This is a genomic window from Scytonema sp. UIC 10036 (assembly GCF_009725235.1).
Window position 1 is genome coordinate 63543 of record NZ_WJFC01000039.1, and the last position, 14903, is coordinate 78445.

Genomic DNA, 14903 nt, shown 5'->3' on the forward strand with positions numbered 1-14903 from the left:
GGCTGTAATCCAATTTTTGCTAAAATAGGCTCGCCTAATAGGTTATAAATGAAAAAACTCCGCTACTTAGAGAAAAAGTGAGCAAGGTTAGCCTGCGATCGCGATTACTGTTCTCCCACGTTATTGTTATGTTATCTGGGTTGAGTACCCTAGTGATGGTAGGCAAGTTCTTCTCACCCCACTTGTTTGGATTGCATTTAAAGTCTCTAGAGGGAAGGGGATTTGACCTAAGTGAAATTCGCCACGAATTAGTTGAGGAGTTTGAAACAGCTTGGAACAGAGGAGCTTGGTGCTCTATATTAATAGGCGCAACCGTAGCAGGTGGCTTAAGTTATTTAGTTGCCCGACGAATTGTACAACCTCTCAATCAAATGGAGAAAATTACCCGGCAATTCGCACAGGGGGATTTAAAAGCACGAATACCTGAAAATGAGATTGCAGAGTTAAACCGTCTTGCCATCAGTTTCAATCGAATGGCAGCCAATCTTGAAGGGGTGGAGCAGCGCCGTCGAGAACTTATAGGAGACTTAACCCATGAACTCCGTACCCCACTAACAATTATAGAAGGTTACTTGGAGGGTTTAGCAGATGGTACAATTGAATCCTCAGCAGAAGTTTTTCAGCGATTGGCTAGGGAAACAACGCGATTACATCGGTTAGTTGATGATACACAAGAACTTTCTAAAGCTGAGGCAGGATATCTACCCATCAACATACAACCTGTTAATTTACACCCACTGTTTCTGTCCCTGATTCAGCGCTTTTCGGATCAACTTTTAGAAAAAGGCCCTGTTTTACGTTTGGATTGTCCGCTCAATCCTCCCCTAGTCTTTGCCGATCCCGAACGAGTCGAGCAAATTTTGGTAAACCTGCTTGGCAATGCAATACGTTACACTTTGGAAGGTTCCATCACAATAAGAGTTCGGAGCGAACCTCCTAAATTATGGATTGCAGTTATTGATACAGGGTATGGCATTAGTTCAGAGGATCTACCCTTTGTCTTTGACCGCTTTTGGCGATCGGATCGTTCTCGTGTTCGCAGCCCTGGAGGTACCGGAATTGGTTTGGCTATCTCGCGCCGTCTTGTCGAGTTACAAGGAGGCGAGCTCCAAGTACACAGTAAGATAGACGAGGGAAGCACATTCCAATTCTCGTTGCCATTGGTTTGAAAACAGGGAATAGGGAATAGGGGTTAGGGGCTAGGAATGATTGAAATCTAAAGTAATAGCCCTAAGTAGTTCAATGTAAATGGCTTTGAATAACATCATCAATCATGGCTTCTACATCCAGCTCGTAGAGATCTGATTCTGTCAAATAAAAACGTGCATAACGCTCATCAATATCAAGCGCTTCATCCAACCAACCTTTAAAGCCACGTGCCCGTTTGTCAATCTCCATTAAAACTTCTAATTCATGGGGGCTTAAGTTAAAAATAATTTCCAATTCATCTAAGGGACTGCTGTAGTTTCCTGTAGGACGAAACTCGAACTCTTGCACAAAGGGATAAGCCCCGCCAAAATGATGAGCATACTGACAATCTACTCTATGCAAATGAAAACCCAGTTTCTCTACGGCTTCCAGAACTCTATGCATTAAAGGGTGAGGTCTAACTTCTAAAGCATCCTTGTCTTTAGGGTTGATAGCAGTTTTAATATCTAATCCCGTCCTTACGTAAACAGGAGTACCCCCTAACGTGAGTGGCATTTCATAGGGAAGTTGGAGTGAAAATGGTACGACTAATTCCTCTTTTGCTTGAATGCTCAATCGCTCCAATAAACGATAGTTAACCATTACGCATTCTTCATGATAAGTGGAGTCTTCTGTTTCACGCTTGTACTCAGTCGCCAATTTCAAGTAAATGTCATCAATATCCTGCGCGACATCTCCACCAACAATATGGACTTCACCCTCTAGGAGATCGCCAGGGACAACAGAATCGTTGAACAACCGTGTATCAACTTTTGCAGCACCAATCCCTACACTTGCTAAAAACTTTTTAAACATAAACTGGAAGAATTATGAAGGATGAATTATGAAGGATGAAATGTCTTGTAATCGAATTTAATCTAGCTTAACTGACTAATTTGTGAATTGTCTGTAATTACATTGTTAAGAAATTATGAGATAAATATAATCTTATTCCTTGCCCAATACTGCAAGGGCTGAGAGTTTTTGTAGGTTGGTTTTACCGTGTGTGAAAACCAACAAATGCTTGTAAATGTTGGGTTTCGTTCCTCAACCCAACCTACGTATTTTCGTATTTTTAAGCTTAACCAAGCAGTATTGATTCCTAGCCCTTTTTCTTCAAAAAGAGCACAGAAGTTCTATTGTTTCATAATTCATAATTAATAATTCATAATTCAAAAAAAAGCCCCTGCTTTGAAGCAGAAGCTTTAACCCGATTATCAGTGATGAAAGAATCTATTAATCAAGATCTCCCATGAACAATACAGGCTCAGTTTCACGGTCAATTCCCTTCTCGAAACCACCAGCTGCCGCACGAGCGCGGCCAGCATGCCACAGGTGACCTACTAAGAAGAAGAATGCCAATACAAAGTGAGAAGTCGCCAACCAAGCACGAGGAGATACGTAGTTGAAGGAGTTAATCTCTGTTGCTACGCCACCTACAGAGTTCAAAGAACCCAAAGGAGCGTGAGTCATGTACTCAGCAGCACGACGAGCTTGCCATGGTTGAATGTCGTTCTTGATTTTGTCTAAGTCAAGACCGTTGGGTCCTCTTAAAGGTTCTAACCAAGGACCGCGAAAATCCCAGAAGCGCATGGTTTCACCACCAAAGATGATTTCACCTGTAGGAGAGCGCATCAGATATTTACCAAGACCTGTTGGACCTTGAGCGGAACCGACGTTAGCACCCAAACGCTGGTCGCGGATGAGGAAGGTTAAAGCTTGAGCTTGAGACGCTTCAGGACCGGTAGGACCGTAGAATTCACTTGGGTAAACGGTGTTATTGAACCAAACCATACAGGAGGCAATAAAGCCCATTAAGGACAAAGCGCCCAAGCTGTAGGAGAGGTAAGCTTCACCAGACCAAATTGAAGCGCGGCGTGACCAGCCAAAAGGTTTGGTGAGAATGTGGAAGATACCACCTACAATGCAGATGAAACCAACCCAAATGTGACCGCCAACAACGTCTTCTAGGTTGTTAACGCTAACAATCCAACCTTCGCCACCGAAGGGTGATTTCAGTATGTAACCGAAGATAACAGCAGGATTCAGTGTTGGGTTAGTAATAACACGAACGTCACCACCACCGGGTGCCCAAGTGTCATACAAACCACCAAAGAACATTGCTTTCAATACCAACAGCAGAGCGCCACATCCCAAGATAATGAGATGGAAACCAATGATGTTGGTCATCTTGTTCTTATCTTTCCAGTCGTAACCGAAGAAAGAAGAGTATTCTTCTAAGGTTTCTGGACCTCTGATTGCGTGATAGATACCACCAAAACCAAGTACTGCAGAAGAAATGAGGTGCAGTACACCTACTACAAAGTAAGGGAAGGTATCAATAACTTCACCACCAGGACCGACACCCCAACCGAGAGTTGCTAGGTGAGGTAGCAGGATTAAACCCTGCTCGTACATGGGCTTTTCAGGAATGAAGTGAGCAACCTCAAACAAGGTCATTGCTCCAGCCCAGAACACAATCAAGCCAGCGTGGGCAACGTGAGCACCCAAGAGTTTACCGGAGAGGTTAATGAGACGGGCGTTACCAGCCCACCAAGCAAAACCAGTGGAGTCTTGGTCACGTCCTGCGCCCATCACTGCAGGTCTATTAGAGAGCGTTACCACGGGGCAGTACCTCTTCAGGGAATACAAATTTTTCGTGAGGCTGATCTTGAGGAGCCATCCAAGCGCGGATACCCTCGTTTAGCAAAATGTTTTTGGTATAGAAGGTTTCAAATTCTGGGTCTTCTGCCGCACGCAATTCTTGCGACACGAAGTCATATGCCCGCAGGTTGAGTGCCAAACCGACAATGCCTACGGCGCTCATCCACAGACCGGTGACTGGTACAAACAACATGAAGAAGTGCAACCAGCGCTTGTTGGAGAACGCAATCCCGAATATCTGTGACCAGAAACGGTTTGCGGTCACCATTGAGTAGGTTTCTTCTGCTTGGGTGGGGTTGAAGGCACGGAAGGTGTTGGAACCTTCTCCGTCTTCAAACAGGGTGTTTTCTACTGTTGCACCATGAATGGCACACAGCAGCGCTCCTCCCAGTACACCCGCCACTCCCATCATGTGGAAGGGGTTGAGTGTCCAGTTATGGAACCCTTGCAAGAACAGCAAGAAGCGGAAGATGGCTGCGACTCCAAAGCTGGGTGCAAAGAACCAGGATGATTGTCCCAAGGGGTACATCAAAAATACGCTCACGAACACCGCGATTGGTGCGGAAAATGCGATCGCATTGTATGGACGTATCCCTACGAGTCTAGCGATTTCAAACTGTCTGAGCATGAACCCAATCAGACCAAAGGCTCCGTGTAGCGCTACGAAAGGCCACAACCCACCTAGTTGGAACCAACGGGTGAAGTCTCCTTGTGCTTCTGGTCCCCAGAGCAGCAACAAGGAATGTCCCATACTGTCTGCTGGTGTGGATACTGCTACTGTCAGGAAGTTACACCCTTCCAAGTAGGAGGACGCCAAGCCGTGTGTGTACCAGCTTGTTACGAATGTTGTCCCGGTCAGCCAACCGCCGAGGGCGAGGAAAGCACAGGGAAACAACAGTATCCCCGACCAACCTACAAATACGAAGCGATCGCGCTTCAACCAGTCATCTAGAACGTCAAACCACCCTCTTGTACTGGGGGCGCGTCCAACTGCTATGGTCATTGGACTAAAATCCTCTTTTTTACTAAAATTGCAACTTTTTGAGGAATTAAGGCTTTGTTTATGACACTTAACAGTTGCCTAAAAACAACTGACCACTTTGAGAAACTGCTACCTTAAGTAATTTCAGTTTCTCATAAAACCTCATAGAGGTCACTTACACTAGTGTCACAACAGTTTCCACCAGTTGGTAATCCAGCTTGCAGAAACTTAATGATTTTTAACTTATCACATTATTCCGGCTTTGTGCTCGATTAACACTCAAAAATCAGGTGTACAGCACAAACCCACTACTTATGATTAATATCAGAATTTTTACAATCTGACACAACTTTTCTCAGAAATCTCACAAAACTTGCAATACACGCGCTCCAGTGGCAAACTGAGTAGAGAGTATCTATCAGTGCTAAGGTAGTTCAGTTCAAATGACGGCATCAACAACCATCAACAAAGGCGAGTTTCCGTCAGAGGGCAACTCTGCCTCAAACGTTCTCCACCAAAAGGTTCTCGGTTCCCGTCGGTTCAGTAACTACTGGTGGGCAACTATAGTCTCAATGGGGTCTACAGGCTTTTTGCTAGCTGGAATTTCGAGTTATCTAAGAGTTAATCTACTCTTAGTGACTGACCCAACGCAACTGGTGTTCTATCCTCAAGGATTAGTCATGGGGTTGTACGGTTCTGCCGGTTTACTTTTAGCCCTGTACCTGTGGTTAACGGTTCTCTGGGATATAGGCGGCGGGTACAATGATTTCAATCGGGAAACTGGAAAAGTGAAAATCTTTCGCTGGGGATTTCCCGGTAAAAACCGTCGTATAGAAATCGATAGCAGCATACAAGATGTGCAGTCCGTTCGAGTAGAAATTAGAGAGGGCATTAATCCCCGTCGCGCACTTTACCTACGTGTTAAAGGTCGCCGAGACATTCCTTTATCGCCAGTGGGTCAACCTATGCCATTGCAAGAGCTGGAAACTCAAGGCGCTCAATTAGCACGCTTTTTGGAAGTACCTTTGGAAGGACTATAGTAGCTAATGGCTAATGGCTAATGGCTAATGGCTAGTTGTCAAGAGCTGTCTTAACAATTAGCAATTAGCAATTAGCCATTAGCAATTGTTAAGATACATTGGTCGCTTCTGTACTTGGTAATGCGGTTTAACATTTCCAAATTCGCAGTTGCTTTAGTGAGTGTTGGTATCTTTTGGCTTAGCAGTTGTTTCACACAGCAAGCTGTTGCCAGTTCTCTACCAACTTTCAAACTGACTCAAGCAACTACCCAATTAACTCTCGGAACTTTAACCCAACAAGGAACCCTTGTATCCCAACTCACAAACAAAAGTACTCCCAGAATGAATGACTTACCACGGCTCGAAGGCAAGGCGACTGTAGTGATGACTGTTGATGGATCGCCTATCACTATTGAAGTGGATGGTACAAATGCCCCTATCACTGCAGGTAATTTTGTAGATTTAGTTCAAAAAGGCGTGTACGATGGCTTAGTTTTTCATAGAGTTGTACGCCAGCCCCAACCGTTTGTGGTTCAAGGAGGCGATCCTCAAAGTAAAGACTCAAAAGTACCAGCAAGCCGCTTGGGAACAGGCGGTTTTGTCGATCCAAAAACTGGTAAAGAACGTCGCATTCCTCTAGAGATTAAGCCCCAAGGCGCAGAGGAGCCAGTTTACGGCAAAACTCTTGAAATGGCTCGCATTAATAAACCACCTGTACTTCAGCACAAACTAGGGGCAGTGGCAATGGCGCGATCGCAAATGCCTGACTCTGCATCCTCCCAGTTTTATTTTGCTCTAGACAACCTCAGTTTCTTAGACGGCAGCTATGCTGTTTTTGGTTACGTCACTAATGGCATGGAAGTTGTTAACAAAATTCAACAAGGCGATCGCATTGACTCAGCGAAAGTGACTCAAGGAGCAGAAAACTTGAAAGGCTAATAGCTAATAGTTGATGGCTAATGGCTGTTGAACAATTAGCCACTAGCCATTAGCCATTAGCAAATGAGGTTAAGATACACTGATTGTGTTTGTATTAAGCAATGCGGTTAAATTGTTCTAAATTTTTATTCGTTTTCATTTTCAGTGCGTTTTTGTTTGCCAGCTGTTCAACATCACCGATAGCTTCCAATTCCTCTCCAACATCTACTGCTACTCAAACAAGTTCTGAGTTATCAACTGAGACAGGTACTGAGACGGTAAACTCAGAAGCAACGCCCGTATCGGACAATCTCAGCGCGAGCATTCCCGGATTTAAAGAATTACCACGGCTTGAAGGCAAAGCAACTGTAGTGATGACAGTCAAAGGTTTACCCATCACTATCGAAGTGGATGGTACCAATGCTCCCATCAGTGCAGGGAATTTTGTAGATTTGGTTCAGCGAGGTGCCTACAACGGGCTAATGTTTCATAGAGTTGAGCGAGATCCAAGTCCTTTTGTAGTGCAAGGCGGAGATCCTCAAAGTAAAGATCCAAAAGTACCAGCCACCGATCTAGGCACGGGTAGTTTTATCGATCCGAAAACAAATAAAATTCGTTATATACCGTTAGAAATTAAGCCGCTAGGTTCAGACAAACCGCTATATAGTAAAACTTTTAAAGATGCAGCAGTTTCTCAACAACCAGTACTAAGGCATAAACGCGGTGCGGTGGCAATGGCGCGATCGCAAATGCCTGACTCTGCATCCTCTCAGTTTTACTTTGCTTTGTCCGATTTGCCCCCCTTAGATGGTAGTTATGCTGTGTTTGGCTATGTCCGAGAAGGAATGGACGTAGTTGATAAAATTCAGCAAGGGGATCGAATTGATTCAGCTAAAGTCACTCAAGGTGCAGAAAATTTGAAATAGGGCTAATGGCTAATAGCTAATGGCTAATGGTTAATGGCTAATGGAAAAAACAATTAGCAATTAGCCATTAGCAATGAGCAATGAGCAATGAGCAAAAAAGTTGTTGTTACTGGTATTGGTCTTGTTTCCGCTTTAGGTAAAAGTTTAGAGGAAAGCTGGCAACAGTTGATTGCAGGTCAATCTGGAATTAAGCTGCACCAACCGTTTCCAGAATTAAATGCCTATCCTCTAGGTATGATTCAGAAAGAACCAGTGAGATTAAGAACACTCACTCAGTTAGTTGTTTCTCTGGCGTTGCAGGATGCCGATCTACTCCCACCTTTGGTTGATTGTGGAGTAGTGATTGGTTCGAGCCGCAGCAATCAAGGTTTGTGGGAGCAGATGGCAAGGGAGAAGTGGGAACAATGGGACGAAGATTGGTTAGAAACTTTGCCCCATATGAACGCTATCACTGTCGCACGGCAAATTGGCTCTTGTGGAATAGTGTTAGCTCCCATGGCTGCTTGTTCTACAGGAATTTGGGCGCTCGCACAAGCAGTTAATCTGATTCAAACTGGACAATGTCAGCGAGCGATCGCAGGTGCAGTAGAAGCCCCGATAACACCCCTCACCTTAACTGGGTTTCAACAAATGGGGGCTTTAGCAAAAACAGGAGTTTATCCTTTTGATTTAAACCGAGAAGGTTTGGCGTTAGCAGAAGGCGGTGCTGTCTTTATCTTAGAGTCAGAGGAATTAGCAAAACAGCGTCAAGCTAAAATTTACAGTCAAATTCTCGGTTTTGGCTTGACAGCAGATGCATATCATGCAAGTGCTCCAGAACCAGAAGGAAGGGGTGCAAAACTAGCGATCGCACAATGTATAGACCGCGCCCGCTTGACCTTCAATGATATTGACTACATTCACGCCCACGGTACAGCAACGCAAATGAACGATCGCATAGAGAGCAAAATTATACAGCAGTTGTTTCCTCAGGGCATAGCAGTCAGTTCAACTAAAGGAGCTACAGGTCACACCTTAGGTGCATCAGGAGCCTTAAGTATTGCCTTTTCTCTCATGGCATTACAGCATCAAATTATACTACCCTGTGTGGGATTGAGCCATCCTGAATTTGATTTAGATTTGGTAAAAGAAGCACATTCAAGCAAAATTCACAACGTGCTTTGTTTGAGTTTTGGCTTTGGCGGGCAAAATGCAGTCGTAGCTTTGGCAAAAAACCACTAATCTTAATATTTTGTTAAGCAAATAATTTGCTCCATACCCATAGACCATTACGCTGAACCGTACTTGAGAAGGTTGAGCATCTCCACACGTTCTTCACAAAAAATAGATATGATATATAAAAGTCGATAAATCTTAAAAATTATTTATCAATGCTGGTTTCTTCCTCTGGCTTGTCCAAGGTCAAAGACTCAGTAAGGGAAAAGGTTTTTTTCGGTAACGAGCCGACTACCGAGCTAGTCGCCATTCTTACCGTCTACTTTGTTCAAGGCATTTTAGGATTAGCACGTCTTGCCGTTAGCTTCTTCCTTAAGGATGAATTGGGTTTAACCCCAGCTCAAGTTTCGGCAATGTTAGGCATAGTTGCCCTTCCCTGGATTATCAAGCCGCTATTTGGTTTTATTTCTGACGGGTTGCCCATATTTGGCTACCGCCGACGTCCTTATCTAGTTTTGTCAGGAATACTGGGAGCAACATCTTGGGTTAGTCTTGCCACAATCGTTCATACACCGATAGCTGCTACACTGGCGATCGCACTGGGTTCCCTTTCAGTTGCTGTCAGTGATGTTATTGTTGACTCATTGGTAGTCGAAAGAGCAAGGAAGGAATCCCAAGCAGAAGCAGGTTCTCTGCAGTCTTTGACTTGGGGTACATCCGCTTTAGGAAGTTTGATTACAGCATACTTTAGCGGTTTGTTGCTACAGCACTTCACCACCCGCACCGTCTTTTGGATCACGGCAACATTCCCGCTGATAGTCTCCGCCGTGGCTTGGTTGATTGCTGAATCATCTATTACTAGAGACGAAAGTAACAGCGATAAGCCGGGTACGGCTTGCGCCAGGGGCGAACGCACAAATTTTGTTAACATCAAGCACCAAGTCGGACAACTGCGTAAAGCCATCACTCAGAAAGCAATTTGGCTACCGACATTATTTCTTTTCCTTTGGCAAGCCACACCAACTGCAGACTCAGCTTTCTTCTTCTTTACCACCAACGAACTACACTTTGAACCAGAATTTTTAGGGCGAGTGCGCTTGGTAACAAGTGTTGCATCCTTGATTGGGATTTGGATTTTTCAGCGTTTCCTCAAAACTGTTCCCTACAGAGTCATTTTTGGTTGGAGTACAGTCCTCTCAGCAATGTTAGGAATGACAATGCTGCTGCTAGTCACTCATACCAACCGCGCTTTAGGTATAGATGACCACTGGTTTAGTTTAGGTGACAGTCTCATTTTAACTGTCATGGGGCAAATTGCTTATATGCCCGTTTTAGTACTAGCAGCAAGGCTTTGTCCTGCGGGTGTAGAAGCAACATTATTTGCTCTGTTAATGTCCGTAACAAACTTAGCGGGATTGGTTTCCTACGAACTAGGGGCGGGATTGATGCACTTGATGGGCATCACCGAATCAAATTTTGATTCTTTATGGTTGTTAGTTCTGATTACAAACTTCAGTACATTGCTACCATTGCCATTCCTAAAATGGCTGCCATCCTCTGACTCGCAAAACGAAACAACAGAAACACAAAAATTACAACCAGCATCCACACAAGTTCTACAATCAGTTCCAACCAAAGACGGAGAACAACCCTTTGTACCTGAATTACTCTCTGAGGAATCAAATTGGTAGGTTGGGTTGAGGAACGAAACCCAACAAAGAATCAAATTGGGAGAGGAACATATGTTCGGTAGTCTCATAGCAAGTAATGTTTCTTGATAAATCATCCCTTAGAGATTGTTTAAAAAGTGGTTGGCTGTGATTTTAGGCAATTATCGATCCCCCCTAGCCCCCCTTAAAAAGGGGGGAAATACTCTTAAAGACCCCCAAATTATTAGGAGATTTAGGGGAACTCGAATATTTTGCTATTGATAACAGGACTTTTCAAACATCCTCATAGGGATTGGGGACAAGAAGTATTAGAAAACAATCCAAAATCCAAAATCCAAAATTGAAAATATGCAATCTTTTCAACTCTACGAACGAGCCTCTACAGTTCCAGAAAAATCATACACCCGTGCTAGTTGGCAAGCAGGATATCAGTCTCTCAAAGAAGAGTTTGATTATTGGATTAGCGATATAGAAGGGGAAATTCCCCCAGAACTTCACGGTACTTTATTTAGAAATGGACCTGGATTGCTAGACATTAATGGTCAGCACATTCATCATCCCTTCGATGGAGATGGCATGATTTCTCGTGTTACCTTTATTGATGGACGTGCTCATTTCAGCAATCGCCATATCCGTACCACAGCCTACTTAGAAGAACAAAAAGCTGGCAAAATTCTCTATCGCGGCGTATTCGGTACGCAAAAACCCGGAGGAGTGTTAGCAAATGCCTTCGATTTCAGGCTCAAAAATATCGCCAACACGAACGTAATTTATTGGGGTGGAAAATTGCTGGCTCTATGGGAAGCAGCTGACCCCCACCGCCTCGATCCTTATACATTGGAGACGTTAGGGACAGAACACTTTAATGGTGTTTTATCAGAAGGTGAGGCTTTCTCTGCCCATCCTCGTTTTGACCCCAGTTACGGTGATAGTGGGATGCCAAGACTGGTTAACTTTTCTATCAAGCCGGGACTCTCCACAACAATTACTATTTTTGAGCTAAACGATAAAGGCGAAGTCGTTAGCAAGCACCCTCACAGCGTACCTGGTTTTGCCTTTATCCACGATTTTGCTATCACTCCAAATTACTGCATTTTCTTTCAAAATCCCGTAACCTTCAACCCCTTACCTTTTGTGTTGGGAATGCGTGGTGCTGGAGAGTGTATTAAATTTCAGCCACATCAACCGACTCGCATCATCATTATTTCTCGCAACCCGAAACAGAAAGAAGTTCAGATTATAGAAACTCAATCTGGCTTTGTGTTCCACCATGCCAACGCTTTTGAGATGGGGGATGAAGTTGTGGTTGACTCTATTTGCTACGAATCACTACCAGAAGTGGAACCGGAAAGCGATTTTCGGGAAGTTGATTTTGATGCGCTTCAACCGGGACAATTGTGGCGCTTCAATCTCAATCTCCAACAGAAAACCGTGCAACGAAAGTTATTGGAAAGTCAGTGCTGTGAGTTTCCCACCATGCATCCCCAAAAAGTTGGGCGTCCATACCGTTATTTGTATATGGGTGCTGCACACGCGAGTCTTGGAAATGCACCATTACAGGCATTTTTGAAAGTTGATTTAGAATCTGGTAAACGCCAACTTTGGAGTGCTGCACCTCATGGTTTTGCTAGCGAACCCATTTTTGTACCCTGTCCGGGTTCTGAAAGAGAAGATGACGGTTGGATAGTGGGTTTGGTGTACAATTCTACCCATCATCGTTCGGATGTCGTTATTTTAGACGCTAAAGATTTTGAACGGGGTGCGATCGCAAAATTGCATCTCAAGCACCATGTGCCTTATGGTTTACACGGTAACTTTGTCTCTGAATGTTTTCTTTAACATCTCTCGTATCTCTCGTTCCCAGTCTCTGGCTGGGAACGCAGACTGCGAGGCTCTGCCTCGTGTAGCAGATCGCACAGGAGGCGGAGCCTCTAGGAAGGCATTCCCAGGCTCCGCCTGGGAACGAGGGGGCGGAGCCTGGGAACGAGGAGGTGCTAGATGAAATTCGCTGCGATCGCAACTCCTGTTGGTATTAGAATATTGTCAAGTTCTTTAGGACTGCAGGCTTCTATAAGAGTAGCTAGTAATGCTAGTAGAAAAATTCTTGTAAAATTAACTTGATTAGGTATAATAAGCCAAACAAAAAAGACACTAGCAATGAAGGCAAAAATCAACATTGAAAGGCTGCCTTCTAGTGTTTTGGAACTTAAAATTGTGTACTTTATTCTGCCAACTCGACAACCAATGATTGGTGCAATGCCATCACCCCAACCCAGGCTTGCCATCGCCACAATTCCAGCAAAATTTTTATAAAGGAACGTGCCGCAAATGGTGGCAATAATAACAAAAAAAAGAGGTCCTTTAAGAAGTTCGCGCCTGTCTCCCGTGCGTGTCATGGTGATAACAGCTTCATCATTTGGGTTGGCAAACAAACCTTTATGCACGAGAAGAACAATCCACACTACAAAAACGGATACATTAAGGTATTTAGACCAGTGTAGATTGTTGTAAAGAGCTAAAAAGCCAATAGTAGAGCCTGCGCCAATATGAACAATTTTACGACTAATATCTTGTGGTAATTTAAAGTTTAAAACACAAAAATTTAAGATGGCTAGTAATCCGAATACATAAACAAATGTTAGCAATGTAGCTATCAGGTTTCCTAACAATGGGCTAATATTGAAGGCTTGAGATAACATCTTAAATATCTCCTCCTTTACGGAAAAATTGCTGCAAAATTTCTCCTGGGTTTCGATCCCAAGTGTCGATATGTTCGTAAATTAAAGTATTTTGGTTGAGTTTATAAGTTGAGTAACCATTAAAATAAACTTTAGCTTTCCAAGGAACGCGCAAAATACCGCGAACAGTCCATTTTGCTAAAATGGTGTCCTTATCTGACTGAGACACTTCATGCAAATCAAAGAAAATTTTAGTAAAAAAGAGTTGTGCGTGGAATCGCAAAGTCCAAAAAATGATACGATAGCTAAATTTACCTTTAAACTTATTAACCGGGTCTTGAAAAGATATATCTTGTGTGTAAATTTCGTAAGATATATCTTTTTCAAACAATGTTGGTAAATCTTGTTTGAGAGTCTTTATGACTCGTTCTACTTGAAAGTCATACTCCACACCATCACTCCCCAAATCCTAGAAAAGATTCTTCAGAAAACCTAACAGCTTTTGAAAAACAGAAAATGAAGGTTTCTTGATTACTCTACCTCGATTTAAGTCCGATAGGGAAGGAAATGCGGCACATTGAGAGTAGGGACTTTGTCGCAATACTTGGGCTAGAGCATTATTGTTTTCTCGCAAACCTTCATAGAAAAAAAAGATTTCCCCTAAAATACCAAGAGTACGGTTGTACTGAATACTTTGTAACAAGTACTCCTGGCTCATGCGGTAAGAACCTACTTTCATGAGAATCCCTGGTGCTAATCTTGGCAGTGTAGCGTCCGTGAACTGCTCGGTGACTAGTGTATCAACAATTCCTTTGTATGCAGCAAAATCTCGTCGATAAATTTGCGGATGAATAATATCTACTAACCCCTTTTCCATCCACGTAGGAGAGTCCTGTAGGTATTCTTTATACGCCCAGTCATAAATATTAGGAGCAATAGATACTACTAGGTTGGGATTGACAGCTTTTACTTCTTGATACAGCTGAGTTAGAAATGCCGTCAGAATATCAGCACGCCAGCGCAGCCATTGTTTGTCCTTGGGGTTTTGTGGAGGTTCTTCCCCAAACTGCTGACGGTACATATATCTAGTATTAAGGTCGTAACCACCTTCACTAGGCAAAGCAGGAAAGCGATCGTCACCTTGGATACCGTCTACTGCATAATTTTTAACGATTTCCAACACTAAGCTTAACATAAAACCTTGAACTTCCGGGTCAAGAGCGTTTAGCCACTCAAAACCGTTTTTTTTCAGTAAATTGCCTTCACTGTCAATCGCCGCCCATTCAGGTTTTTTTGCTAAGAGTAGTCCACCATTCAAATTGTAGGAACTAGCAAACCCATATTCTAACCAAGGAATCACCTTTAGCCCTACTCGTTGCGCCTCAACAATTAATTCTGCCAAAGGATCGCGCTCAGTAAAAAGCGGGTGAATGTCTGTACCAAAGGTTTGTTGCATGACTTGACTCGGATATATTGTTGTTCCCCTAGTCCAAACTACGGGAAAAACAACATTAAATCCTGTCTCAGCAAGAAATTGCATCGCTTCTGCAATGTTTTGCTGTGAATCAAGAACTTTGCTATCAGTAGTGGTAAGCCAAACGCCTCGTATTTCTACACTTGTCATTTATTAGTTGTTAGTTGTTAGTTGTTAGTTGTTAGTTGTTAGTTGTTAGTTGTTAGTTGTTAGTTGTTAGTTGTTAGTT

The 14903-nt window shown here is 43.4% G+C and carries 13 protein-coding genes; 7 read left to right on the forward strand and 6 right to left on the reverse strand.

Features of this window, described 5'->3' with window-relative positions; all coding sequences use genetic code 11:
• Positions 1-128: 128 nt before the first annotated feature.
• On the forward strand, positions 129-1169 hold the full coding sequence (locus tag F7734_RS19625) for a HAMP domain-containing sensor histidine kinase (protein ID WP_155746267.1): 1041 nt from the start codon (positions 129-131) through the stop codon (positions 1167-1169).
• Between the two features lie 70 nt (positions 1170-1239).
• On the opposite strand, the gene F7734_RS19630 is transcribed toward F7734_RS19625, so the two are convergent.
• The 3 genes from F7734_RS19630 to psbD all read right to left on the reverse strand — a co-directional run bounded on the left by F7734_RS19630 (position 1240) and on the right by psbD (position 4855).
• A complete protein-coding gene (locus F7734_RS19630) occupies positions 1240-2004 on the reverse strand; it encodes a sporulation protein (protein WP_155746251.1) in 765 nt (254 codons plus the stop codon).
• 420 nt (positions 2005-2424) lie between these two features.
• The gene (psbC, locus tag F7734_RS19635) at positions 2425-3813 is read right to left on the reverse strand and encodes a photosystem II reaction center protein CP43 (protein WP_166482010.1); all 1389 of its coding nucleotides are present in this window, start codon (positions 3811-3813) and stop codon (positions 2425-2427) included.
• On the reverse strand, positions 3797-4855 hold the full coding sequence (gene psbD, locus F7734_RS19640) for a photosystem II D2 protein (photosystem q(a) protein) (protein WP_155746252.1): 1059 nt from the start codon (positions 4853-4855) through the stop codon (positions 3797-3799). Before psbD ends, psbC begins: the two co-directional genes overlap by 17 nt.
• Positions 4856-5277: 422 nt before the next feature.
• Between psbD and F7734_RS19645 the strand changes: the two genes are divergently transcribed.
• The 6 genes from F7734_RS19645 (at position 5278) to F7734_RS19670 (ending at position 12361) form a co-directional block, all read left to right on the forward strand.
• Positions 5278-5874 (forward strand): photosystem I assembly protein Ycf4, encoded by a 597-nt coding sequence (locus F7734_RS19645; protein WP_155746253.1) that lies wholly within the window; start codon positions 5278-5280, stop codon positions 5872-5874.
• Positions 5875-5994: 120 nt separating this feature from the next.
• Positions 5995-6792: a peptidylprolyl isomerase gene (locus F7734_RS19650; RefSeq protein WP_155746254.1), complete on the forward strand. Its 798-nt coding sequence runs from the start codon at positions 5995-5997 to the stop codon at positions 6790-6792.
• A gap of 101 nt (positions 6793-6893) precedes the next feature.
• Positions 6894-7697 (forward strand): peptidylprolyl isomerase, encoded by an 804-nt coding sequence (locus tag F7734_RS19655; RefSeq protein ID WP_155746255.1) that lies wholly within the window; start codon positions 6894-6896, stop codon positions 7695-7697.
• An 87-nt stretch (positions 7698-7784) separates the two neighbouring features.
• A complete protein-coding gene (locus F7734_RS19660) occupies positions 7785-8918 on the forward strand; it encodes a beta-ketoacyl-ACP synthase (RefSeq protein ID WP_155746256.1) in 1134 nt (377 codons plus the stop codon).
• 149 nt (positions 8919-9067) lie between these two features.
• The gene (locus F7734_RS19665; protein WP_155746257.1) at positions 9068-10543 is read left to right on the forward strand and encodes a folate/biopterin family MFS transporter; all 1476 of its coding nucleotides are present in this window, start codon (positions 9068-9070) and stop codon (positions 10541-10543) included.
• Between the two features lie 327 nt (positions 10544-10870).
• A complete protein-coding gene (locus tag F7734_RS19670) occupies positions 10871-12361 on the forward strand; it encodes a carotenoid oxygenase family protein (RefSeq protein WP_155746258.1) in 1491 nt (496 codons plus the stop codon).
• Between the two features lie 155 nt (positions 12362-12516).
• Here the strand turns inward: F7734_RS19670 and F7734_RS19675 are convergent, their stop codons facing one another.
• Genes F7734_RS19675 through F7734_RS19685 form a run of 3 tightly spaced genes read right to left on the reverse strand, consistent with a single transcriptional unit; the run spans position 12517 to position 14824 of the window.
• Positions 12517-13221: a phosphatidate cytidylyltransferase gene (locus tag F7734_RS19675; protein ID WP_155746259.1), complete on the reverse strand. Its 705-nt coding sequence runs from the start codon at positions 13219-13221 to the stop codon at positions 12517-12519.
• A 1-nt stretch (position 13222) separates the two neighbouring features.
• Entirely contained in the window at positions 13223-13651 is a 429-nt protein-coding gene (locus tag F7734_RS19680) for a DUF2358 domain-containing protein (protein ID WP_166482011.1), read from the reverse strand.
• 18 nt (positions 13652-13669) lie between these two features.
• Positions 13670-14824, reverse strand: coding sequence for a family 10 glycosylhydrolase (locus tag F7734_RS19685; protein ID WP_155746261.1), 1155 nt, complete (start codon positions 14822-14824; stop codon positions 13670-13672).
• Positions 14825-14903 lie beyond the last annotated feature (79 nt).

Coding starts and splice junctions, on each gene's coding strand:
- F7734_RS19655 (WP_155746255.1), top strand. CDS start 6,894: ATGCGGTTAAATTGTTCTAAATTTTTATTCGTTTTCATTTTCAGTGCG.
- F7734_RS19645 (WP_155746253.1), top strand. CDS start 5,278: ATGACGGCATCAACAACCATCAACAAAGGCGAGTTTCCGTCAGAGGGC.
- F7734_RS19675 (WP_155746259.1), bottom strand. CDS start 13,221: ATGTTATCTCAAGCCTTCAATATTAGCCCATTGTTAGGAAACCTGATA.
- F7734_RS19630 (WP_155746251.1), bottom strand. CDS start 2,004: ATGTTTAAAAAGTTTTTAGCAAGTGTAGGGATTGGTGCTGCAAAAGTT.
- F7734_RS19665 (WP_155746257.1), top strand. CDS start 9,068: ATGCTGGTTTCTTCCTCTGGCTTGTCCAAGGTCAAAGACTCAGTAAGG.
- psbD (WP_155746252.1), bottom strand. CDS start 4,855: ATGACCATAGCAGTTGGACGCGCCCCCAGTACAAGAGGGTGGTTTGAC.
- F7734_RS19670 (WP_155746258.1), top strand. CDS start 10,871: ATGCAATCTTTTCAACTCTACGAACGAGCCTCTACAGTTCCAGAAAAA.
- F7734_RS19650 (WP_155746254.1), top strand. CDS start 5,995: ATGCGGTTTAACATTTCCAAATTCGCAGTTGCTTTAGTGAGTGTTGGT.
- F7734_RS19660 (WP_155746256.1), top strand. CDS start 7,785: ATGAGCAAAAAAGTTGTTGTTACTGGTATTGGTCTTGTTTCCGCTTTA.
- F7734_RS19625 (WP_155746267.1), top strand. CDS start 129: ATGTTATCTGGGTTGAGTACCCTAGTGATGGTAGGCAAGTTCTTCTCA.
- F7734_RS19685 (WP_155746261.1), bottom strand. CDS start 14,824: ATGACAAGTGTAGAAATACGAGGCGTTTGGCTTACCACTACTGATAGC.